Source organism: Variovorax sp. 10L421, from assembly GCF_056395365.1.
In genome coordinates this window covers 81,593-105,679 of the sequence record NZ_JBFTJJ010000003.1, presented here as the reverse complement: position 1 = coordinate 105,679, position 24,087 = coordinate 81,593, and the positions used below count along the sequence as shown (strand labels likewise).

The window sequence follows — 24,087 nt, the reverse complement described above, 5'->3', positions numbered from 1 at the left end:
GGCGGCATGACGCGGCCATGACATCCTTTCAAGGAGCGACGTCCACCGTCACTTCGCGCGACTCCGCGCGGCCCTGGTCGTCGACCGCGCGCAGCACATAGCGCCGCCCCGATACGGAGAGATCGGGCATCCAGGTGATGCCTTCGCCGGGCGCGGCGCGGCCGATGAGCGCGTCGTCGGCAAACCAGTAGATGGCCTGCGTGCCCGCGGCAGCCTCGGCGCGCAGCACCAGCGGCTCGGGCTTTTTCACGCGCAGCGTGTGGCGCACGCCGCGCAAGGGCGACGTGATGAGCGGCGCGCTTTCCGGCGCATCGCCATCCTTCTCGCAGCCGTCCGCCGGCGCGCTCGCGCGTGGCAGTCCGGCCTGGCGGAACAGGCGGCGCATGTCGCTTCCCCATTGCTCCACCACCTGCTGGCGCGCATTGGGCTGCGGGCCGCAGACCACCTTGCCGGTCGTTTCATCGACCCACACTGCGCGGTGCAGGTTGCTGACCTGGATCGGCGACTTGCCGGCGATGAACCATGTCATGGTGCGCACCGGGCACATCGCATCGGGCAGGCCGCCCGTCGCGGCGCAGACCTCGATCTGGCGCAGGTCGGCCGGCTGGCGCGATGCGATCTCGCCCGGGTCGAGCCGCTCGGCGCGCAGCGCATCGACCATGCGCAGGAACAGCGGCGCGGCGGCGTCGACGCCCACCAGCGCGGGATTGCTGGTGCCGTCGAAATTGCCGACCCACACCACCAGCACGTGACGGCCGAACACGCCGGCCGTCCACGCGTCGCGAAAGCCCCAGGACGTGCCCGTCTTCCACGCGATGGCCGGGCGTGCGGGCAACGTGGTGTCGGGGCGCGGCGTGTGGCGCAGCATGTCGAGCGTGATGAACGACGCTTCCTCGCTCAGCAAGCGCAGCGGCTGCACGGGCCGCTCGCCGGGCGCGGGCTGCGTGTAGCGGATCGGCTGCGAGATGCCGCCGTTGGCCAGCGTCGCATACATGCCAGCCAGCTCCTCGGGCGTGACCTCGCCGCCGCCGAGCACCAGCGCGAGGCCGTAGTGCGATTCGCCCTGCAGCTTCTGCACGCCGGCCAGGCGCATGAAGTCGTAGAGCCCCGGCTTCGAGAGCTTCGCTGCCACGGCCACCGCGGGCACGTTGCGGCTGCGGATCAGTGCCTCCTGCGCGGGCAGCGGCCCGGCGAAGCGGTGGTCGAAGTTCTCCGGCGTGTACGGGCCGAAGGAAGTCGGCGCGTCCTTCAGCATGGTCTTCGGATGCAGCAGCCCCTGGTCGAGCGCCAGCGCGTAGATGAAGGGTTTGAGGGTGGAACCCGGCGAGCGCTTGGCCAGAACGCCGTTGACTTGCCCCGAGATGGCGTCGTTGCGGAAGTCGGCCGAGCCGATCATCGCGCGCACCTGCATCGTCGACGCATCGAGCAGCAGCGCGCTCGCGTTGTTCATGCCCACGTCGGCGTGCGCGCGCAGGTACTGGCCCATCACGCGTTCGAGCGTGGCCTGCATGCGCAGGTCGATGGTGGTGCGCACTTCCTGCACGCCATGCTCCTGCGCGAGCAGCATGTCGGTGGCGTGCGGTGCCAGAAAAGGCAGGCTGCCGCGCGACTGTGCCGAGAGCGCGAGCTGCGCGTCGGGCGCGTGCTGCTTCGCCGCCGGATCGCGCTCGGCCCACAGCGCCCACAGGCGTTCGCGCGCCGATTGCAGCTCGGCGTTGCGGCCGCGCTCGGCGATGCGCTTGACGGGGTTCTGCGGAATCACCGCGAGCGTCAGCGCCTCGGGCAGGCTGAGCTTGGCGGCGTCCTTGCGGAAGTAGATGAGGCTCGCCGCCTGCACGCCTTCGATGTTGCCGCCATAGGGGGCGGTGTTGAGGTAGGCCTCGAGGATGTCGTGCTTGCTGAAGCGCGCCTCCAGCCACAGCGCGGCGAAGATCTGCGCGACCTTGCCGGTGGGCGTGCGGCTGTCGATACCGTACACGCGCCGCGCGAGCTGCATGGTGAGCGTGGAGCCGCCCTGGCGGCGCTCGCCGCTGGCAATGCGCCAGGCGCTGCGCGCCAGCGCGGCGGGATTGACGCCGGGGTGCGTGTAGAAGCGCCGGTCTTCGTACAGCAGCACCGCATCGACCAGCGTGGGCGAGATGCGTTCGAGCGGCACCCAGAGACGGTATTGCTCATCGCCTGCGAGCGTGAGGCGCAGGAGCTGGCCACCTTGTGCGTAGACGGCGCGGGAGCTGCCGACGGTTTCGCTGAGCGCTGCGTGCGGCCACAGGCGAAGCAGTGCGAGCACGAAGACGACGAACGCGAAAGCGATGCCCATCTTTCTCCCTCTCCCTCCGGGAGAGGGTTGGGGTGAGGGCATCGGCGACGGATCGAGCACGGTGTTCATGTTGGTGCCGCACCCTCACCCTAACCCTCTCCCGCAAGCGGGAGAGGGAACCAGGCGCGAGCGCGTCATGATCAATTCGCCACCACCTGGAAGCGCGCGCCGGCCGAGCGCGAGAACACGCGCCGGTCGTACATCGCCTCGCCGTAAGCGGCCGGCACCACGTAGTCGCCCACGTTGGTGGCGCGCGCCTTGTAGGTCACTTCGAGCAGGTCCTTGTTGACGCTGCCGTAGAACACGACGCGGTCTTCGCGGATGTCGGCGTACTGCACCTTCCACGAGCCGCCGCCACCGAGGCGCTTCTTCCAGATCGGCGCGTCGGCATTCGCATCGTCGTCGTCGCCCACGGCCTGCAGCACCGGCTCCAGCCCGCCGGGCAGCACGTCGACCAGCGCCACGTCGTTGATGTTCGCCCGCTCCAGGCTGCGCACGCGCACCCGCACCGTGACCTCCTCGCCGAGCTTCGCCTTGGCGATCGGGTTGCCCTTGGCATCGAGCACTTCATGGAAGATCTCGAGGCCCTTGTTCACCGGCGTGGCAGGCACGTTGCGCTCGAAGCCCTGTTCGGCCCAGCTGTAGTACAGGTTGAAGTCGCTGTCGTTCGACAGCTTCAGCTTGGCGGTGCCAGCCGGCACCGCGGCGCGCGTGATCGGGTTGACCGCGCCCAGCGCGAGCGCGGCGGCCTGGCCCTGTGCATTGACGGTGCTCGCCGTGAGCTTGCCTTCCACGTTCTGCCCCACGGCCTCGAAGTACGAGTCGACCGCAAGCAGCATCGAGGCCGACGACAGGCTGTTGTACCAGCCGTCGCGCACCATCGCGCTCATGCCCTCCCACACCGCGGGCTTCAGCGTCTTCAGGCGCGACGGGAAGTGGCGGCCCACGAGGTGCAGCGTCATGCTGTCGTGCACCAGCGGGTCGTAGTAGGCGCCCCAGACGTTGCGGCGCTGCTTCTTCTCGGTGCGCGCGAGCAGGTCGGCCCACACCGGGTTGAGCAGCTCGTTGGCCACCTGCTCCTGCTTCACGAGCTGGTAGCTCGCGGCAAGGTAGACGGCGCCGAGGTCGTCGCTCCAGCCCTGCGTCTGCTTGCCGCGCCATGCTTCGCGCAGGTTGGCCAGTGCGGCCGGCGCGATGATGCCCTGGCGCGTCAGCAGGTAGGCCGCCTGCGTGCGCTGGCGCCAGCCGTCGAGCGATGCGTCGCCGCTGCCGAGCCAGCCCTGCAAGTAGGCGTTGGCCTTCTGCAGCAGGTCTTGCGGCACGGGCAGCTTGTGGTCCTTGGCCTCGACCAGCAGGTGCACGGCGTACAGCGTGGCGAAGGCGTCGGTGCCCGCACCGGGCCACAGCGAGAAGCCGCCGTCGGCCGTCTGCCGTGCGCGCAGCTGCACGAGGTAGCGCTCGAAGGTCTTGCGCGCCTCGGGCAGCGGGCCCTGCTCGGCCGTGCGCCCGCGCGCCATTTCCTTCACCAGCTCGGGACGGCCCGAGAGCAGCACTGCCGGGAAGGTCTGGCTCGTGATCTGCTCGGTGCAGCCGTGCGGGTAGGCCTCCAGGTACTGCATGAGGCCGGTGGCAAAGGACCACGGCGCGGCCGACACGGCCACGTCGCTCTGGCGGAAGTTCGGGTACAGGTCGGCCTGGCTCGAGATTTCTCCCGCGCGCTGGAAGCTGCCGGCCTGCACCAGCGTGACGAAGGGCGAGGCAGGCCGCACGCTCACTTCGGTCGACAGGCGCGCGTTGAAGTTCTTGTGCGTCGACGTGAACACCAGCGCCGAAGAACCCAGCACGGCTTGCTCGCCCGGCTTGGCGCGCACGCTGAACTTCGTGCTCGCCTCGCCGCGCTCGTTGACCTTGAGCGTCTGTGTGGCATCGCCCACCACTTCGAGCCCGCCGGAGGCGGTGAGCGTGAGCGCGATGGGCACTTCCTTGCCCGAGCCCACGATGTTGTTCGCGAGGCCCACGCCCACTTCGACCGTGTCACCGGGCGCCATTGCGAGCGGCGCGTTGGGCAGGATCACCATGTCGCCGCGCACCACGGTGCGGGTGCTCTTGGCGGCGGTGGTCTCGTCGTTCACCGCGACGGCCATCACGCGCAGGCTGCCATTGAAGCTCTCGGGCACGGTGTAGCTGAACTCGCGGCTGCCGTTCACATCCACCAGCCCCGACCAGAAGGCCACAGGCTTGTCGCGCTTGCGCTTGAACGGGTTCAGATGCTTGCCGAGTTCGCCTTCGCCGTCACCGCCGGGCGCGGCGCCCTGCATGAGCTTCTTGAACTCCGGCAGGATCAGGTCGAGCGTCTGCAGCGTACCGACTTCGAGCGCGCGCTTCTGGAAGAAGTGCTTGAGCGGATCGGGCGTCTTGTAGCGCGCCACCTGCAGGATGCCCTCGTCCACCGCGAAGACCACGGCGCGCGTGGGCTTGTCGCTGGTGAGCTTCATCTTCACGGTCTGGCCCGGCTTCACCAGTTCGCTGCTGGTGAGCTGCAGGTTGGCGGTGCGCTTGGTCAGCGCGGTGGCGAAGGGCACGACGCCGTACGACAGCGGGCTCATGTAGACCTCGTCCGAGGCCGGGTCGCGCACGAAGTGCACGTTGATGTAGCCGGTGCCCTCGAAGTCCTTGGGCAGCACGATCTTCTGCACCGAGGCGGTCTTGTCGGTCTTGAACCATGCATGGGCGTAAACCTTGTCGCGCTCGATGGTGATGAGGCCGGCGCCCACGTAGGGCGCGCGGATGCTCACCGCGATCTCCTGCCCGGGCTCGTAGTCCTTGCGGTCGAGCGTGAGCTGCAGTTCGGCATTGCGGTCGAGCGAGCGCGAGACGTTGGCGTTGCCGGCCACGCTGTATTCCACGCGGTTGAGCTCCAGCCCGTCGGCGTTGCGCACCACGTAGGCGAAGTTGCCGGGGGCGCCGGTGTCCAGCGCCACGGTGTTGCCGGCGGCAACGATGGCGAAGGGCTTCTCGTCGAGCACGATCTCCTTGCGGCGCGACTCGTAGCGGTACAGGCCGCTGTCCTGCTTGATGAGCACCGACAGCACCTTGCGTTCGACGCGTTCGATCTTCAGGCCGGGCACGGCTGTCTTCCTGGCCTGCGGGTCGATCGCGATCACGGTGGCACTGCGAGCGGCGCCCTTGCTCACGTAGCCGACGTCGCCGTCGACCTTCACGCCGACAAGGTAGGGCATGTCGCTCACCAGCGTCTGCGCCTCGGCCGACACGCTGCGCCCACCCTCGGGCTCGAAGGCCTTGGCCAGCACGTGCACCTGGTAGGTGGCGGCGTCGAAGCGCGACAGGCGCAGGTCGAACTCGGCCTTGCCGTCGGCGCTGGTCTGCACGCTGCCCAGATCGTCGGCCTGCCTGTCGGCAGCGCGCTGCGGATCGAAGAAGGCGTAGTCGGTGAACGCGCGGAACACCGGGAAGCCGGGGCTCAGCGTGAGCGTGCCTTCCACCTTGCGGTCGGGCGCGGGCGTGCCGAAGAGGTTCTGCACGTCGATCAGCGCCTTCAGGTCCTTGGGCTTGACCCAGCCTTCGGCCACTTCGCTGCTGAGCTTGGCCGTGACCTTGGTGCGGTCGGGCAGGAACTCCTGCACCTTCACGGTGGTGCTGCCGATCAGCAGGCCTTCGACCTCGGGCGTGCCGGGCGACGATTCGCGCGGCAGGTAGAGGTTGACGGTGTAGTTGCCGGTCGGCGAGCTGTCCTGCGTGGTGTGGGCGATTTCCGCGGCGCCGCCGGGGCCGAGCTTGAGCTTCTCGCGGCGCACGCTGAGGCCGCGCGCGTCGATGATCTCGGCTTCGAGCGGCAGGTCGCGCAGCGAGGTGGCCCAGTTGCCGGCCTTCACCATCATCGCGATGTGCATCGTGTCGCCCGGGCGGTAGATGCCGCGATCGCTGAAGACGTAGGCCGTCATCTGGTTCGGCACGCCGGCCGCGCGCAGGCCGCCGACGTCGAAGCGCGAGATGTCCAGCGTGCGGTCGCTGCGGTTGAAGGGCAGGAAGCTCAGGTCGCCGTCCTTGCGCACGACCAGCACCACCGGTGCCTTCTCGCGCTGGTAGCCGGCGAGGTTGGGCAGCTTGGCCGCGCCCGTCGCGTCGGTGGCCTGCGACGCCACGATCATGCCGTTGCGGCCCCACACTTCGACCAGTGCACCGGCCACGGGCTGTCCGTTGGCAATGCTCTGCACGAACACGTCGCGCGTACCGTCGAGCGACTTCTTGGCGACGATGCCCAGGTCGGTGACGAGCACGAGGCGCTGGTCGAGCTGCTGCTCGGGGTTGCCGCCCTCGCCGTTGCCTTCTTCCTCGTCCGGGGACTGCTGCTGTTCGTCCTCGGGTTGGGCTTGCGCATCGCCTTCGGGCTTCTTCTTGGCCTTGGGGTCGTAGCCCTGTACCTTGAGCAGGAACACGCCGCGCCGGTCGGACGCGTCGCTGCGCAGGTACTCGGCGAAGTCGACGGTCTCGTAGTGCGCCTTGCCGGCGGGGATGCTGAGCGGGATCTCCTTCTGGAAGCGGTCGACGAGGTTGTCCGACTGCAGGCCGCCGTAGAACTGCGGATGCGCGAAATCACCATTGGTCTGCGTCACCAGGTGCTGCAGCTGCTGCGGCAGCAGGCGGCCGATTTCGAGGCGGATGCCGGGCAGGTCGCGCACCAGGATCGGCAGCTTGCGCTCGCCCGACAGCGCGAGCAGCGAGCCCTGGCTCATGATGGTGAGCTCGGGCGCGAAGGTCTTGAGCAGCAGCACGTCCTGGCGCGCCGCGCCGAGCTGGTAGCCGCCGGGCGTCTTCAGGCCCTTGGCCACGCGCACCAGCAGGTAGCGCCCGCCCTCGGCCTGCGGCATGCGGAAGCTGACCATCTCGGTCACTTCGCGCTCGCTGGCGATGGGCTGCAGGCTGATCTTCTTCGCGCGGCGCAGCACGGCGTCGGTGATCTTCGTGGGCTCGACCGACCAGTCGAACTTGTCGTCGGGATCGCCCTTGGCTTCTTCCGTGGCCGGCAGCAGCCAAGCCTGCAGCACGCGCGCCATTTCGCGTTCGTGCACCGGCATCGAGGCGGTGACGTGCATCACGTGCTCGGGTTCGCCGTTCTCGCCGGTGACGATGGTGGGCTCGATGCCGGCGATGGCCAGGCTGAAGAGGCCGGGGATGTCGACCGCGCGGGACTGGTCGTTGCGCAGCGCGGGACCGCCCTTCTGCGCGACCGTGCCAGCCGTGAGGCTGAGAATCGCTGGACGCGTCTTCTCGGGAATCGGCAGCGGCTCCGACTGCAGGATGGCATTGAGGCGCAGCCTGTCGTAGCTGACCGTGAACTTCTCGCTCGCGCACTTGCCGACGCTGAAGATCGAGCTGCTGCAGGGCTGGTCGTAGGTCAGCACCAGGCGCTTTTCGAACTCGGCCGTGTTGACGGGGTGCGAGAAGCGCACCTGGAAAAGCGCGCGGCGTACGTTGGCCTGCACCGGGTCCTGGTAGAACTCGGCGCTGGCGATCTGGGCGGTGAATTCGGGCGAGGTGAACTCGTACTTGCGCTGCGCCATCTCGATGTGCGGCGCGAGCGCGTTGCCGGCGATCTGCACCTTGTAGGGCTGGCCGATGGGCCAGTCCTGCGCGGGCAGGAATTCGAGGCGGTTCTGTTTGGTCCAGGTCCAGCGGCCGGCAATGGCGGGCTCGATGATGACGCCGGTGGCCTCCTGGCCGATGCGCGCAATGGGCGCGACCGAGGCGGAGAAGTTCATGACGAAGGGGTTCGGCCCCTTGTCGAGCTCGATCTGCGTACGTTGCGGCGGCTCGGTCTTCGCGGTGGCGACGACGGGCTCGACGCGGTCGGGCGTGAGGCCGTGCCACCACTTCAACACATGGGGGCTCGCCATCCAACCGGCCAGCACCAATAAGAGGAGCAGCACCAGCCACGCCAACCGCTGCTGCAGCCACTGCAATCCGAGCAGCACGAAGGCGCCGGCAATGCGCAGCCAGCCCGGCGGCCGCCAGGAACCGATGAGCCCGCGGGCCAGCGGACGCAGGAAGCCGAGCACGCGGCCCAGCCCGGTGAAGAGCACGTCGCTGAGCGACGCGAGTTTTCTGTTGGCGACTTGAAGCATGGAAGCTCCCCCGATGTTTTTGTTGGCGTTCGCGAGTTTGCCGACCGTCTGTGAAGCAATGGCGCCGTGTGTGAAGTCCGCGTGAAAACTGCACGGGGCTGCGCCGGGGCCATTTCAAGGATTCATGGTGCGTTTGCTTTGCTGGGTGTTTTTTCAGGGCGAGTGCGAAGGACACCGGGTGCCCTTCGCACAGGGCACGCTGCGTTTCTTCCGCTCGATCAACCAGTGCTCCGAACGATCACGTCGATGGGGTGCTCTGCGCAGCGAAATAAAGGAGGAGGCCGCAGGCCGGGGGACATTCGCGGAGCAGAGCACCCCGTCGGCGTGATTGCGCCTCGGACGTGTGTCCTCATGCCGCCGCCGCGCCCGTTCCCGCGAGGTGCCCACGCGTGAACGCCTCCTCGAAGATCGAGTAGCCCGACCAGTCGGCATGCGCGAACGACAGGCGTCCCGCGACGACGCTGCCGCGGTGCGCCGCGTCCTGTGCCGTGCGCTGCGAGCGGATCTGCGCCAGCAGCCCCGGTTTGGGGATGGACATGGCGTGCCCATAGCGCGTGACGTCGATGCGCGCGGCGAGCGAAGGCAGGTCGGGGTGCGGCACCGACAGCTCTGCGAGCAGGTCGTCGCGCCAGCCGCTCCACGGCCGATCGAGCAGCAGCTTGCGACCGTCCGCCGCGTCGTAGCCGCTCGGCCCCAGCGGGCGGTACCAGCTGAGGACGGTGCCACGCGGCGTGGGGTCGAGCGACTGGTGCCGCGCGTCGACGTAGCCGAGGCCGCGCGTACCGTGGATCACGTTGTCCCAGCTCGGCGCTGCGCCATGGCGGTCGGCCAGCGGGCCGCGCAGGTGAATGTTGGCCACGAGCCAGGGCGCGTAGCGCACGTGGGCCGCGGCGTTCTTCAGCACGGCCGGCGGGTTCTCGACCACGCGCGCGGCGATGAACACGGGCAGCGCGACGATGCAGCGCTGGGCCTGCCAGCGCACGAGCGATTTCGTGGCCGCATCCCACGCGTCGACCTCGACGCCATCGCGCACCTCGGCGATGCGCGTGACGACCTGACCGGTGCGCAGCCGGTCGCCGAGCGGCCTGGCCAGCTGCTTCGTGAGCCAGCCGTTGCCTTCGGGCCAGGTGAGGATGCCGTCGCGCTCGGGGCTCGAATCGTTGACGCTGCCGGTGGGATCGCCGGGCGCATGGAAGCCGTGGCGGCTCGCAAAGTAATGGATGCCGGCCCAGGCCGAGACGTGTTCGATGCCTGCGCCGTAGTCGTCGCGGCAGCAGTAGTCGAGATACCAGCGCAGCTGCGCGTCGCTGAATCCTTCGCTGTCGAGCCAGCCCGCGAAGGTGATGGCGTCGAGCGCCAGCAGCTCGGGCGTGACGGCGACCTTGAGCGTGGGAATCGCAAAATGCGCCGCGTGCTGCAGCGCATCGATGCGCTGCGCGAACTTGCGGTACTGCGCGAGCGTGCCTTCGCCCACGCCGTGCATGGGCAACAGGCCGTCCTGCCACTCGCCGCGGAAGAACAGGCGCTCCTGCGGGCTGTGGCAGAGCGTGGCCTCGTCGTATTCCCAGCGGCCCGCCACGCGGCGGCGCAGGCCGAGTTCCTCGAGCAGGTCCTGCACTTCGCGCGCGTCGTCGCCCGGCACGGGCAGGTAGTGCGCACCGAGCGGACAGGCGATGCCGTTGACCACGCCGCCGCGTGCGTTGCCGCCGGCGGTGTCCTCGAGCTCGAGCAGCGTGAAGTCGTCGATGCCCGAGAGCCGCAGGGCGCGTGCAGCCGCGAGGCCCGCGACACCGCCGCCTGCGATCACCACGCGCGTGCGCTTCACGACGGCGGGCGCCTGGCTCTTGAGCGCGTCATCGCGCATCGCGTGGCCGCGCGCCATGTCGATGCCGGTGAAGCCGCCTTCGATGGGCGTTGGCGGCGCCTCGCAGCCGGCAAGCGCCAGCGCGCCTGCCGCCATTCCGAGAAATTCGCGCCGTTGCATGACTCAGCTAGTGCGCCATCACCTTGCCCCACTCCTGCTCGTAGGTGGTGACAAGGGTCTGGTTCGACAGCCGGTTCACTTCGGCCGGCACGCGCGCCATGTCGAGCGGAAAGTCGAACATCAGCGGCAAGGTGGAAGGCGAGAGGAAGCGCAGGCCCGAAGGCAGCGCATCGGGCATGCGGTAGGGCCGCCGGCTCGCGATGATGTAGCCCCATTCGCCGAAGCTCGGCACATGCGCGTGGTACGGCGTGGCACGCAGGCCCACCGATTCGATGGTGGTGGCCACGGTCCAGTAGCTCTTGCGCGCCACCAGCGGCGAGGTGGTCTGGATCACCGCATAGCCGCTGGCCGAAAGGCGCCTCTCGAGCAGCGCGTAGAAGCTGTTGGTGTAGAGCTTGCCGATGGCGAAGTTGGTCGGATCGGGAAAGTCCACCACGATGACGTCGAAGGTGTCCCCGGGCTGCTGCAGCCACTGGAAGGCGTCGGTGTTGACGATCTTCACCTTGGGCGACGAGAGCGAGTGGCCGTTGAGCGCGGCCAGGGTCTCGTGCTCGGTGAAGAGTTGGGTCATGTTCGGGTCGAGCTCCACGAGCGTGACCGACTCGACCGAGGGGTACTTGAGAATCTCGCGCACCGCCATGCCATCGCCGCCGCCCAGCACCGCAACCTTCTTCGGCGCGCCCTGCGCGGCCATCACCGGATGCACGAGCGCCTCGTGATAGCGGTACTCGTCGCGCTCGGCGAACTGCAGGTTGCCGTTGAGGAACAGCCGGTGCCCGAGCAGCCCCCGCGTGACGACGATGCGCTGGTAGGGCGAGGTGGCACTGAAGACGATGCGGTCCTGGTAGAACTTGTCCTCGGCCAGCGTGGTGATGTGATCGGCCCAGGCGAAGGCCGCGACCAGCGCGGCCAGCGCGAGAAAGCACGCGACCGCATGCGCGCCGACGCGGCGCAGTTCATGCCGGAACAACCACAGCGCCCACACCGCCACGGCCGCGTTCATGAAGCCGAACAGCAGGCCGGTGCGGATCATGCCGAGCTGCGGCACGAGGACGAGCGGGAACGCCACCGACACCGCGAGCGCGCCGAGGTAGTCGAAGGTGAGCACCTGCGACACGAGGTTCTTGAGCACGATGTTGCGCTTCAGGATGCGCATCACCAGCGGAATCTCGAGCCCCACCAGCGTGCCCACGACCGTCACGAGGCCGTACAGCAGCAGCCGGAAGGCGCTCGGCATGTACGCATTCGCGAGGAACAGGATCGCCGGCAGCGCACCGCCGATCAGCGCCACCATCAGTTCGATGCGAAGGAAGTGCGCCGGCAGCTGCCGCTCGAAATAGCGTGAGAGCCATGAGCCCACACCCATCGCGAACAGGTAGGTGCCGATGATGGTGCTGAACTGCAGCACCGAGTCGCCGAGCAGGTAGCTGCTCAGCGCGGCCGCGCTCAATTCGTAGACAAGCCCGCAGGCGGCGACCACGAACACGCTGGCGAGCAGCGCGATCTCCACGGGTTGCGGCCCCCGCGCATCCGGGGTGCGCGCGGGCAGGGCCGCGTCGCTCAATGGATTGCTGCGGCGACGATGATGCTGATGCCGAGGCTCATCGCGGCAACCACCAGCCCCAGCGCCACGTTCTGCTTCTCGACGATCTCGCCCCACAGGTCATACGGCGTGATCTTGTCGATGATCAGGAAGCAGAGCCAGAAGACCAGGACGCCGATCAGCGCATACACGAGCGATCCAAGGACCACGCCCGGTTTCAGCCATTCAAATCCCATGATGAGGACCTCCAGTCAAAGTTGATTCAGTTTGCACCCAGTCACCGCACAACGCGCGCCAGAACTGGCGCCCCCCAAGTCGGGGAACACCGCAGAACCGGCTTCGCCGGGCTGCAGGTGTTGCCCCCGGTGAGGGGGAAGGCGAAGCGACACGAAGTGCGCGAAGCCTGGGGGGCGGTCATTTGTGCCCGCCGCCACTCGAATAGCCGCCGTATGACCCGCCCGAGCTGCGGTAACCGCCCGTGGAGCCGCTGGTACTGCTGCAGGTGCTCATGATGATCAGCACGATGATGATCACGACGACGATGAGGACGATGGTGCCGCAGCCCATGCCGGATGCGGCACTCACGGGCAGCGCGTCGGCGCGCTTGAACATGTCCTTGCGCGCATCGAGCTTGAAGGCGGTGGCCACCAGGCCGCTGTCGAGCTTGCTGCCCGACGACCACGTGAGTTCGTTGGCCGAGCGCTCCATCGACAGCAGTGCGCCGCCGCTGGCGAAGTCGCGGTTGAAGGTTTTCTGCCCGCGCTCGACCTGCCAGTAGAACTCGCCCGCCACGTAGGTGGTCTCGGCGTTGTAGGCGTACTGCTGCTGGTAGCGCTTGTTGAGGTAGGTGGCGGTGTTGCCGCTCTCGGCCATCACGGGCGCGCCGGTGGTCGGCTTGACCATGCTCCAGCCGTCCTCGGCGTCCACCAGGAAGCTGAAGCCGCGCTTCTTGTTGTAGAGCAGGTACTCGTCCCAGCCGAACAACTCGTCGTCGCCGGGCGCGCTGCCCATGCGGTGCTGGAAGCCGACCACCTGCCACTGCGCGCCCTGCAGCTGGCCCATGCTGCCCAGCGCGATGAGCGGGCGCACGGGCTCGTCCTGCGTGGCGTGCTTGAGCTCGCCGCCGATGCCTTGCGACAGGTCGATGATGCTGTTGCACGAGCGGCAGGTGATGCTCTTGCTGTCGGCGAGGTTGACGGTGACGGGCGAGCCGCAGTTGGGGCAGTTGAAGCTGCGGCCCTTTTCGTCCTTTGCGGATTCCTCGCGCAGGCCGGTGAGCTGCAGGTCTTCGAGCTGCACCGAGCGGCCGAGGTAGCTCGCGGGCGGCTGCGTGCCGTAGTCGATGCTGAGGACCAGGCCCTTGTCGTTGCGCAGCTCGACCATCGCGAAGGAACGGCCGAGCTCGGGCAGGTGCGGCAGTTCGCCCTGCGCGGAGGTCAGCGCCACCTGCTCGTTCGAGGTGACGGCGTAGCTCTGGCCCGCGAAGGCGGTGGTGGCGCCCACGCGCAGTTCGTTCCAGGGCGGTGCGGTGCGCTGCAGGTCGAAGGGCAGCGCGAAGACGTAGGCACCGTTGTCCTCGCTGAGCACGCCGGTGCGGTCGCCGTCGAGCGCGGCGATCCACTCGGTCCAGCGGCCGCCGGGGTAGGTGTACTGCAACCGGCCGATCAGCGTGAAGGGCTTGTCCTGGATGCGGCCGGCGGCGAACAGCTGCAGCGGGCTGAAGTCGTCGAACAGCTCGGCCATCTTGCCGGTGCGCGCGAGCGTGTCGCCCTGTCGCACGACGGTGCTCTGGCAGTAGGGGCAGACCGCGTGCGTCGACTGCGCCGAGCGGAATTCGACGGGCGCGCCGCAGCCAGGGCAGGGCGCGCGGTAGTAGCGTTGGTTGCCGGTTTCCTCAGCCATGGCGGCTCAGGAGATCGACGGCTGTAACCACGGATGCAGTTGCGGGAAACACCACGGGACCGGCTTTGCCGGGCCGTCGGTGTTGCCCCCTGCAAGGGGGGAGGAGAAGCGACACGAAGTGCGCGAAGCCTGGAGGTTAGACCAATACTGGGGTCAGACGAGCTTTTTGAGGAGTTCCACCTTCTTGGCGTCGAACTCTTCCTGCGTGAGGATGCCCTTGGCCTTGAGTTCGCCGAGCTTCTCGAGCGTGGTCATCACGTCGGTGGGGCTCACCACGGCCACGGCCGGCTGCTGCTGCGTCGCCGCAGCTTGGGCGGCCGCATTCGGGCTCAGGCCCTGCGCGAGGTTCTGCGCCAGCACCTGGCCGAGCGCCACGCCGGCACCCAGGCCCATCGCGTCGCCCGCGATGCCGCTGCCGCCAGCGGCGCCTTCTGCGAATTTGGGAATGGCCTGCGCGGTCTGGTACTGCATGAACTTGCCCATGTCGTTGCCGACCATGCCCATGCCGATCTTCTGGTCGAGGATCTTCTGCAGCTCTTCGGGCAGCGAGACGTTCTGCACCGTGATGTTCTCGAGCTTGATGCCGATCTTCCCGAACTCGGGCACCAGCTGCGCGGCGAGCGCCTGCGCAAACTGGATCTGGTTGGCCGCGAGGTCGAGGAAGGGCACGCCGCTCGAAGCGATGGCGTTGCTGATGTTCTGCAGTACCAGCCCACGCAACTGGCCGTCGAGGTCGGCCACCGAATAGATGTCGCGCGTGCCGGAGATCTCGGTGTGGAAGGCCTTGGCGTCGCCGATGCGGAAGCTGTAGTTGCCAAAGGCGCGCAGGCGCACGGCGCCGAAGTCCTTGTCGCGGATTGTGATCGGCTGGGGCGTGCCCCACTTCTGGTCGACCTGCTGGCGGGTGCTGAAGAAATAGACGTCGCTCTTGAAGGGGGACTCGAAGAGCTTGTCCCAGTTCTTCAGGTACGTGAGCACGGGCAGCGTCTGCGTCGTGAGCTTGTACATGCCGGGGCCGAACACGTCGGCCACCTTGCCTTCGTTGACGAAGACGGCAACCTGCGATTCGCGAACGGTGAGCGAGGCGCCGTTCTGGATTTCCATCTCGGCCATCGGGAAGCGCCAGGCCAGCGTGCCGTCGCCGGTCTCGGTCCACTGGATGATGTCGATGAACTGCTTCTTGATGAAATCCATCAGTGCCATGGTCGCTCCTCGTTTTTTCAGGTTTTGTCCGAACCGTGCATATTGCCACACCGGTTTGACGGCGCACCCGGCTTTTCGCCATGGCTACCACCGGCCATGCGACGTATGGCCGGTGCGCAGCGAGGTCTACAATCGGCGCCCCCAGAAGAAGCGCCACCAGGAGCTACGGCACATGTCAGATTCGACCCCCTCGACCTCATCGACTCCCACGCCCGAAGACAAACGCGCCGAGTTGCGACGTGCAGCCCTCGAGTACCACGAGTTTCCCGTGCCCGGCAAGATCGCCATCGCGGCGACCAAGCAGATGATCAACCAGCGCGACCTGTCGCTGGCCTATTCACCGGGCGTTGCCGCGCCCTGCGAGGAAATCGTCAAGGACCCGGCCAACGCCTTCAAGTACACCTCGCGCGGCAACCTCGTGGCCGTCATCAGCAACGGCACCGCCGTGCTGGGCCTGGGCGACATCGGCCCGCTGGCGTCCAAGCCGGTGATGGAAGGCAAGGGCGTTCTCTTCAAGAAATTTGCCGGCGTGGACGTGTTCGACATCGAGATCGACGAGAAGGACCCGGCCAAGCTGGTCGACATCATCGCGTCGCTGGAGCCGACCTTCGGCGCCATCAACCTCGAAGACATCAAGGCCCCGGACTGCTTCTACGTCGAGCGCGAGCTGCGCAAGCGCATGAAGATCCCGGTGTTCCACGACGACCAGCACGGCACGGCCATCACGGTGGCTGCCGCCATGGTCAACGGACTGAAGGTGGCGGGCAAGAAGATCGAGGAAGTCAAGCTGGTCGCTTCGGGCGCGGGCGCCGCGGCGCTGGCCTGCCTGAACCTGCTGCTGAAGGTCGGCCTGAAGCGCGAGAACGTGTTTGTCACCGACCTCGCCGGCGTGGTCTACGAAGGCCGCACCGAGCTGATGGACGACGACAAGCGCCAGTACATGCAGAAGACCGACGCGCGCACGCTCGCCGAGGTGATCGAGGGCGCCGACGTGTTCCTGGGCCTGTCGGCCGGCGGCGTACTGAAGCCCGCGATGGTCGCCAGGATGGCCAAGCGCCCGGTGATCTTCGCGCTGGCGAACCCGAATCCCGAGATCGCGCCCGAAGACGCCCATGCGGTGCGCGACGACGTCATCATGGCCACCGGCCGTACCGACTACCCGAACCAGGTCAACAACGTCCTGTGCTTCCCGTACATCTTCCGCGGTGCGCTGGACTGCGGCGCAACGACGATCACCGACGAGATGGAAATCGCCGCGGTGCACGCCATTGCCGACCTGGCACAGGCTGAGCAGAGCGAGCGCGTGGCTGCGGCCTACGTCGGTGAAAAGCTGTCCTTCGGCCCCGAATACCTGATTCCGAAGCCCTTCGATCCGCGTCTCATGATGAAGATCGCGCCCGCCGTGGCCAAGGCGGCCGAGGATAGCGGCGTGGCGTCGCGTCCGATCAAGGACATGGACGCCTACCGCGACAGGCTGCAGAGCTTCGTCTATGCCTCGGGCACCACGATGAAGCCGATTTTCGACAGCGCCCGGCGCGCGTCGAAGAAGCGCGTGGCGTACTGCGAAGGCGAGGAAGAGCGCGTTCTGCGCGCCGCGCAGATCGTGGTCGACGAGGGCATTGCGCGTCCGACGCTGATCGGCCGCCCGGCCATCATCGCCCAGCGCATCGAGAAGTTCGGCCTGCGCCTGAAGGAAGAGCTCGACTACGACATCGTCAACGTCGAGCAGGACCACCGCTACCGCGATTTCTGGCAGACCTACCATCGCATGACCGAGCGCAAGGGCCAGACGGTGCAGACCGCCAAGATCGAGATGCGCCGCCGCCTCACGCTGATCGGCGCGATGCTGCTGCACAAGGACGAGGTGGACGGCATGATCTGCGGCACCTGGGGCACCACACTGATCCACCTGCACTACATCGACCAGGTGATCGGCAAGCGCCCCGGCGGCTGCGAAAGCACCCCGCAGGACGTGCCGGTGTACGCCTGCATGAACGGCCTGCTCCTGCCGGACCGCCAGGTGTTCCTGGTCGACACGCACGTCAACTACGACCCCTCGCCCGAGGAACTGGCCGAGATCACGACGATGGCGGCCGAGGAAATGATGCGCTTCGGCCTGAAGCCGAAGGCGGCGCTGCTGTCGCATTCGAACTTCGGCACCAGCAACGAGCCCAGCGCCATCAAGATGCGCAAGACGCTCGAACTGCTGCGCGTGCAGGCCCCCTGGCTCGAGGTGGATGGCGAAATGCACGGCGACGTGGCGCTCGACAGCAAGCAGCGCGCGATCGTCATGCCGCACAGCGCACTGGCCGGCGACGCCAACCTGTTGGTATTTCCGAACATCGATGCCGCCAATATTTCGTACAACCTGCTCAAGACGGCGGCTGGCGGCAATATCGCGATCGGCCCGGTTCTGCTTGGCGCGGCCAAACCTGTGCACATTCTCACGGCCAGCGCGACTGTTCGACGCATCGTGAACATGACAGCCTTGACAGTGGCTGACGCAAACGCCGAAAGATAGGCCCTTTGGCGAGAGTGGTCGCCAACTTAAAGTACCACTCACTCCCCTTGCGACTGCTCAAACTTTGAGCAGTCGCTTGCTATTTTCGCCAGCGTGGTGCACACTCGCGGGCTTGAATTTGCGGGTTAACCCCGACGTTGATCGCCGATTCGAACCCCCCGCTCTTTTCTTGTGGTGCCCCATGGCGGCTTACGCCTCGATCACGTCCTCGTTCACAAAGTTTGCGCTCACCAGCCTGATGCTGGCGGCGTTGACGACGGGGGCCGAGGCCCGCGGATGGTTCGGCGCCGGAAAAACGTCCGCCGAGGAAACAATTGCACTGTCCGACTTGCCGGTGCAAGGCCAGCGAACCTACCAGGCCATCCTCAGTGGCGGCCCCTTCCGGCATGACAAGGACGGCACCGTGTTCGGCAATCGCGAGCGTCTTTTGCCGCCGGCGCGCCGTGGCCACTACCGCGAGTACACGGTGCAGACGCCCGGTTCACGCAATCGTGGTGCACAACGGATCGTCTGCGGCGGCGAGCAGCGCACGGCGCCCGAGGCCTGCTGGTACACGGCAGATCACTATGCGAGTTTCAGACGGATTGCGCCATGAGCGATGAAAACGACCTGGGCGGCGCCCCGAAGCGCCCCGAAGAAATGATGATGACTATGGAAAGACCAGCGGAGATGACCTTATCCCTTCGTGCCGTACGCCCGAACATCGTGCAATCGATCCGCGCGTTCCGCGTGAGCGACCTGCAGGACGCTGCCAACGCAGCCGGCCAGCACTTCCTGTACGCCAACCTGGGCAACGCCCAGACCAAGCAGGACGTGCTCGACCTGATCGCGCAGCAGTTCACGTTCCCGGCCCACTTCGGGAAGAACTTCGACGCGCTGTACGACTGCATGACGGACCCGTTGCATAAATCGGGCCCACAGCCTGGTTTCGTCATCGTCCTGGAGCAGATTCCGGCCAACGCCAAGTTCGACAAGGAAGCGCGCGAGCAGCTGCTCGACATCTTCCGCGACGCCTCGGACTACTGGGGCGACCGCAAGGTCCCGTTCCGGTGCTTCTATTCTTTTCTGTAGCCCGTTCTGCATCTACCAGCCAAGCAGAACGGGCGAACGAGGCTCAGCCGAACGCTGAAACCCTCGATGGCATCGAAGTGAACCCCAACGCCGCCGCAACGGCCGCCGCCGGCACCGAGCCGGCCGGTGAAAAAATGCCGACCGACAAACTGGTCGACGTGTCGCCCCTGGCGCTGCGCATGAGCAGCCCTTTCAACGCTGGCTACTGGCTCGCCGCCGCGTAATCGGTTCACCCCCCAGGCTGCGCGCACTTCGTGTCGCTTCGCCTACCCCCTTCCGGGGGCGGTGCTGGCCGACCGGCAAAGCCGGATCGGCGGCACCATGGGATTGAAAAAGCCCCGCTTCTGCGGGGCTTTTTCATGGGGGAACAGCTTGGGCCAGGGTGACGTATTCGGCTACCGGCACCTCCTCGGCGCGGCGCTGCGCATCGAATTCGCCTGTGTAGCCGTGCGTTTCCAGCCATTTGCCCAGCGTGTGCCGCAGGATCTTGCGGCGCTGACTGAAAGCCACCTGCACGATCTCGCCGAGCCGCGCCGCATCCACGGCCGGCGGTTCGGCCAGCGGCACCATGCGCACCACGGCGCTGTCCACGCGCGGCGGCGGGTCGAAGCTCTCGGGCGGCACGAACAGCACGTTTTCCATCTCGTAGCGCCACTGCAGCATCACGCTCAGGCGGCTGTAGTCCGAGGTGGCGGGTTTCGCCACCATGCGGTCGATCACTTCCTTTTGCAGCATGAAGTGCTGGTCGGCGACCAGGTGGGCATAGCCCAGCAGGTGGAACAGGATCGGCGTGGAGATGTTGTAGGGCAGGTTGCCCACCACGCGCAGGGGCTTCGACGCCCTGGCCGCGAGTTCGGCGAAGTCCACCTTCAGCACGTCGGATTCGATGACATCGAGCTGCGGGTGCTCGCGCAGGCGCTTGGCCAGGTCACGGTCGAGCTCGATGACCGTCAGTCGGCCGAGCCGCTCGACCAGCGGCTGCGTCAGCGCCGCGAGCCCCGGGCCGATCTCGACCATCGGATCGCCGGGCTGCGGTGCGATCTCGCTCACGATCGCATCGATGATCCCCCCGTCGGACAGGAAGTGCTGCCCGAACCGCTTCCTGGCGATGTGCTGAGCCATACCGTCAAGCCACCGTCAACGAGGAAAAAGGGAAGTTACGCCAGGAACACCGCGGAACCGGCTTTGCCGGGCCGCAGGTGTTGCCCCCTGCAAGGGGGTGGGCGAAGCGACACGAAGTGCGCGCAGCCTGGGGGTGTGCCATCAAGACTGGGGCGGATCGCGGTATTCGACGTAGGCGCGCGCACGCACTTCCTGTACCCAGGTGGTGAAGGCTTCGTCCACGCGCTGTTCGCGCAGCGCGGCGCGCGCGGCTTCGCGCTGCTCCGACTGGCTGAGCTTGGCATCGCGGCGGCCGACCACCTGGATCAGGTGCACGCCGAAGCGCGACACCACGGGGTCGCTGATCTGGCCCGGCGCGAGCCGGTCCATGGCTTCCTCGAATTCGGGCACGAACTGGCCCGGGCGCGACCAGCCGAGGTCGCCGCCTGCCTTGGCGCTGGCGTCCTGCGAGTTGTCGCGGGCCAGGCCGGCGAAGTCGGCGGTGCCGGCCTGCACGCGGCGCTTGAATTCGGCCAGTTGCGCCACCGCCTGCGCCGTGGTGCGCTTGGGATCGTTGAGCAGCAGGATGTGGCGCACCTGCGTCTGCGTGACCGTCGCGTCGCCCGAACCGATCTGCGCCTTGGCCAGCACCTTGAGCACGTGGAAGCCGGCGCTGGAGCGCACCGGCCCGGCGATGCCGTTTACCGCCGTCGATTGCGTGGCTTCGACGAACAGCGACGGATAGCGGTCGGCACTGCGCATGCCGATGGCGCCGCCATTGGCGCGGTCGGGCGAATCGGAGTTCTCGCGCACCAGCTTGGCGAAGTCTTCGCCGGAGCGGGCGCGCTGTGCGAGGTCCTGTGCCTTCTTCTGCGCCGCGGCCACCTGCGCGTCGGTGGCGTTCTCGGGAACGGCCACCAGTACCTGCGCGAGGTTGAGGTTTTCCAGCGCCGCATTCTTGACGGCGAGGTTGCGCTGGTCGCGCAGGTATTCGTCGGCCTCGGCGTCGCTGATCTTGATCTTCGATTCGACCTCGCGGTCGCGCAGGCGCGTGAGCAGCAGCTGATCGCGCAGGTCGTTGCGGAAATCCTGCAGTGCGATGCCCTCGTCAGCCACGCGGCGGCGCAGCTCGACGAGACTGATCTCGTTCTGGCGCGCCACGGTCTGCTCGGCCTGGTCGATGGCCACTTCGTCGACCTTGAGTCCGGCTTCCTTCGCGAGCTGAAGCTGCGCACGTTCCGTGATCAGCCGCTCGAGCACGAGCCGCGTGAGCTCGCCGCGGGGGACGCGTTCGGCGTCGGGGTTCTCCTTGATCAGCCGCGACACGCGCGTCTGCACGTCGGTGTTGGTGATCGGCTCCGAGTTGACCAGCGCAACGATGTATTCGGCCGAGCGCTGCACGGGCGCCGCAGCGGGCGCAGCCGCCGGCGCACGCGCTGCGGGCGGGCCCAGGCGCGGCCCGGCGCGCATGATGTCCGTGATGCCGCTGCCGGCGCGGTAGCCCTGCGCGCCCGAGCTTGCAGCGATTGCCGCGAGGCAGCCCAGGGTGATGATGGAACGGATGTATTTCATGGCGTCGCTCAGTCAGTCGTCTCAGTCGTAATTGGTGAAGCGGCTCGGCGCCTCGCCCGGTTGGCGCAAGGGTTCGTAGCGCTGGATGTTCTGCCGCAGGGCCTGCATGGGGCTGGAGCCGATGCTCGAGAAGCCGACGAATTCGAGCTGGAACATGATGCGGGTGTTCGCCGTCACCTGGCCCGTGGTGATGCGTTGCAGCACCACGCGCCCGATCCAGCAGCAGCCGTCGTACTCGAAACCGAGCACGCCGTCCGTGAGTTTCTTGTCCTGCAGGCTGTAGTTGAGCCGGCCGACCGCATACCAGCGGCCGCCGCCCTGGCCCTTGCCGGGGCCGAGGTTCTTGCCCTTGTCACCCCAGAGGTCGTTGATCGGCCATTGCCAGCCCACGTCGATCGATTTGTTGCCGTCGGTCGCGGTCGGGGTGCTGGGCGCCTGGTAGCGGAAGGCCGCGCTCAGGTTGTGGTACGGCTCGGGGTTGTAGCGCGCGCTGATGGCCGATCGCTCCGACTTGCGCGTGTCGGGGTTGTACTGCACGACGGTATCCAGGCTCCACTTGGGCGTCCAGTTGATCTGGGCGCCCACGAGCAGGTCGCTCTTGCGGTCGGTCACCGGCGTGCCGCCGGGCAGCGTGACCTTCTGGTCGCTGAAGCGCAGCCGCTGCGCGATGCCGAAGCGTGCGGCCTCGACGCCGGTTGCCGGATCGATCAGGCGCGAGGTCACGCCCAGCGTGAGGGCGTTGGTGTCCGAGATGCGGTCGCCGCCCGAGAACGCGTTCTCGGTGTAGATGGTCGCGAAGCTGAAGTCGTTGGCCGCCGAGTCGTAGTTCGGCAGCATGCTCTGGTTGCGGTACGGCGTGTAGACGTAGTACGCGCGCGGCTCCAGCGTCTGGCGGAAGGCGCGGCCGAAGTAGCTGGCGTCGCGCTCGAAGATCAGGCCGCTGTCGAGGCTGAAGGTCGGAACCGTCCGGTTGCTGGAGGTCGGGAAGAAATACAGCGAGTTGGCGTTGTAGGGCACGCCATTGACGTACTGGACCCCGTTGAGCGTCAGCTTCGGAATGTCCGACTGCGGCAGGTAGTAGTTGTACGAGGCCGCGTTCAGCATCAGCTTGGGAATGACGAACGAACTCGGCGTGATGAACGGCCGGCTGATCGAGGCGACGGCCGAGGCGCGGTCGCCGTCGGGCTGCGACTGCTGGGTGGCGTCGTAGCCGGGCTGCCCCGCCAGGATCGTGTTCACGCGAAAGCGCGTGTAGTCCAGGTTGAGCGCCACGTCGAAGCCGTGCCAGTCGTACTTGTTGTAGTTGGCCGTGACCTGCGGCAGCCGGTCGTACGCGGGCACGATCGGCGACAGGTTGTACTGCAGGTTCTGGTACTTCAGAGTGCGGACCATGCCGCTCCAGTCGCCCTTGCTCCAGTTGAGCGATGCGTCGTTGGGCAATTGGCGCTGCGTGAGCGACGGCGTGCGCGTGAAGTCGCGCCAGTAGTCGTTGTCGCTCACCCTGTTGATGGCGATATTGGCGGACAACGAATCCAGGCCCAGCGCCTTGGCATCGAAGTCCTGGTGATGCGTGGCCCACAAGCCCCAGCGCTTGGTGCTGCCGGGCGCCGGGGTCAGGTCCTTGGCCTGGATCTCCCCTTTGGCCAGCTGCTGAAGCTGGCTGGCGCGCAGCTCGTTGTAGCGCTGGCCCACGAGCCGGTCGCTGCCCATCAGGTCGAGGCGCATCGTTCCGCTGTAGCCTTTCTCGAGGTAGCGGAACTCGTTGCTGAAATCGACACCGCGCTTGCTCATGAGCGTCGGCGTGAACGTGGCGTCGCGGTTGGGCGCGATGTTCCAGTAGTACGGCTGCGCGATCTCGATGCCGTTGATGTTGTCGACGCCGATGGTAGGCGGCAGCAGGCCGCTCTTGCGCTCGTTCGACAGCGGGAAGCTCACGCTCGGAATCGGCGGCGTGGTGATGCCCATGAAGCTCAGCCGCGCATTCTTGGCCACGCCCTCGTTTTCCTCGGTGTCCGTGGTCATCGTGGTCGCGGTGAGCAGCCAGGCCGGCATCCAGCCCGGGAAGTCCTCGCGGCGGCAGGTGGTGTAGGTGGCTTCGCGGGCCACCGACACGTTGGCGTCGACGAAGTCGATGCGCTTGGCCTCGCCGTGCGCTTCGTTCGCGAGGAACTGGTAGCGCACGTTGTTGAAGAAACCCTCGAAGGTCTCGAGCTTGAGCTGCAGCTCGGGGCCTTCGTACACGTTGCCGGCCTGGTTGACCCGCACGTTGCCGGTGGCCTTGGCGCGGTCGTCCGGCTGGTAGTACTCGAGCCGGTCGGCAGTGATGGACACCGCGCCGCGCCGCAGCGTGGCGTTGCCTTCGACCACGGTCTCGAGGTCGGGCCGGCCGGAGATGCGGTCGCCGGTGATGATGCTGGGCATCTGGCTGCGGTCCGCGGGCGTCAGGGTTTCGGTCAGCAGCGGCGTGCGCTTCAGCGTGAGCGGCCCGTCGAGGTTGCCGGCCTGCTGCGCGGACGCGCCATGCGCGTGCATCAGGGCCAGCGACAGAACGGCCAGCGGCAGCGGCGGGGTGGAGCGCCGCAGGGCGACACGCCGGCGCATCAAGCCACCCGCCCCGCTGTTCCGAGGGAAGCCACCGACTCCCCGAGGGAGAGCGGCAGCGAGCGCACAAGGTGCCAAGCGTGGGGGCTTTGGGTCGTAGGCATCGGTTCGGAACGAAGGATCGTCGGG

Annotated in this window: 14 protein-coding genes; 4 read left to right on the top strand and 10 right to left on the bottom strand. The window is 67.3% G+C overall.

The window, feature by feature from the left end:
- Positions 1–28: 28 nt before the first annotated feature.
- The 7 genes from pbpC to AC1DFC_RS06730 form a co-directional block, all read right to left on the bottom strand.
- Positions 29–2,317 carry a penicillin-binding protein 1C gene (pbpC, locus tag AC1DFC_RS06760; RefSeq protein ID WP_478178859.1) on the bottom strand — a complete coding sequence of 763 codons (2,289 nt, stop codon included), beginning with the start codon at positions 2,315–2,317 and terminating at the stop codon, positions 29–31.
- 140 nt (positions 2,318–2,457) lie between these two features.
- Complete coding sequence (locus tag AC1DFC_RS06755; RefSeq protein WP_478178858.1) at positions 2,458–8,460, bottom strand: alpha-2-macroglobulin family protein; 6,003 nt, start codon at positions 8,458–8,460, stop codon at positions 2,458–2,460.
- A 349-nt stretch (positions 8,461–8,809) separates the two neighbouring features.
- Positions 8,810–10,444, bottom strand: coding sequence for an FAD-dependent oxidoreductase (locus AC1DFC_RS06750; protein ID WP_478178857.1), 1,635 nt, complete (start codon positions 10,442–10,444; stop codon positions 8,810–8,812).
- Between the two features lie 7 nt (positions 10,445–10,451).
- The gene (locus AC1DFC_RS06745) at positions 10,452–12,008 is read right to left on the bottom strand and encodes a polyamine aminopropyltransferase (protein ID WP_413313668.1); all 1,557 of its coding nucleotides are present in this window, start codon (positions 12,006–12,008) and stop codon (positions 10,452–10,454) included.
- A complete protein-coding gene (locus tag AC1DFC_RS06740; RefSeq protein WP_007828540.1) occupies positions 12,005–12,223 on the bottom strand; it encodes a DUF350 domain-containing protein in 219 nt (72 codons plus the stop codon). The genes AC1DFC_RS06745 and AC1DFC_RS06740 overlap by 4 nt, the downstream gene beginning before the upstream one ends.
- Before the next feature lie 178 nt (positions 12,224–12,401).
- Positions 12,402–13,889, bottom strand: coding sequence for a DUF4178 domain-containing protein (locus AC1DFC_RS06735; RefSeq protein WP_478178856.1), 1,488 nt, complete (start codon positions 13,887–13,889; stop codon positions 12,402–12,404).
- A gap of 153 nt (positions 13,890–14,042) precedes the next feature.
- Positions 14,043–15,092, bottom strand: coding sequence for an SPFH domain-containing protein (locus tag AC1DFC_RS06730; protein WP_007828536.1), 1,050 nt, complete (start codon positions 15,090–15,092; stop codon positions 14,043–14,045).
- Positions 15,093–15,264: 172 nt separating this feature from the next.
- Here AC1DFC_RS06730 and AC1DFC_RS06725 point away from each other — a divergent pair, with 172 nt between their 5' ends.
- The 4 genes from AC1DFC_RS06725 to AC1DFC_RS06710 all read left to right on the top strand — a co-directional run bounded on the left by AC1DFC_RS06725 (position 15,265) and on the right by AC1DFC_RS06710 (position 18,908).
- Positions 15,265–17,613 carry an NADP-dependent malic enzyme gene (locus AC1DFC_RS06725; RefSeq protein ID WP_007828534.1) on the top strand — a complete coding sequence of 783 codons (2,349 nt, stop codon included), beginning with the start codon at positions 15,265–15,267 and terminating at the stop codon, positions 17,611–17,613.
- Positions 17,614–17,794: 181 nt separating this feature from the next.
- On the top strand, positions 17,795–18,208 hold the full coding sequence (locus AC1DFC_RS06720) for a guanyl-specific ribonuclease (protein ID WP_007828532.1): 414 nt from the start codon (positions 17,795–17,797) through the stop codon (positions 18,206–18,208).
- A 50-nt stretch (positions 18,209–18,258) separates the two neighbouring features.
- On the top strand, positions 18,259–18,684 hold the full coding sequence (locus AC1DFC_RS06715) for a barstar family protein (protein WP_157610139.1): 426 nt from the start codon (positions 18,259–18,261) through the stop codon (positions 18,682–18,684).
- A 77-nt stretch (positions 18,685–18,761) separates the two neighbouring features.
- Positions 18,762–18,908, top strand: a complete 147-nt coding sequence (locus tag AC1DFC_RS06710) for a hypothetical protein (protein WP_162130814.1) — start codon at positions 18,762–18,764, stop codon at positions 18,906–18,908.
- Between the two features lie 133 nt (positions 18,909–19,041).
- Here AC1DFC_RS06710 and rsmA read toward each other — a convergent pair whose 3' ends face one another.
- The 3 genes from rsmA to AC1DFC_RS06695 form a co-directional block, all read right to left on the bottom strand.
- Positions 19,042–19,806: a 16S rRNA (adenine(1518)-N(6)/adenine(1519)-N(6))-dimethyltransferase RsmA gene (gene rsmA / locus AC1DFC_RS06705; RefSeq protein ID WP_007828527.1), complete on the bottom strand. Its 765-nt coding sequence runs from the start codon at positions 19,804–19,806 to the stop codon at positions 19,042–19,044.
- Between the two features lie 141 nt (positions 19,807–19,947).
- Entirely contained in the window at positions 19,948–21,357 is a 1,410-nt protein-coding gene (locus AC1DFC_RS06700) for a peptidylprolyl isomerase (RefSeq protein WP_007834884.1), read from the bottom strand.
- Between the two features lie 21 nt (positions 21,358–21,378).
- The gene (locus tag AC1DFC_RS06695; RefSeq protein WP_478178855.1) at positions 21,379–23,958 is read right to left on the bottom strand and encodes an LPS-assembly protein LptD; all 2,580 of its coding nucleotides are present in this window, start codon (positions 23,956–23,958) and stop codon (positions 21,379–21,381) included.
- Positions 23,959–24,087 lie beyond the last annotated feature (129 nt).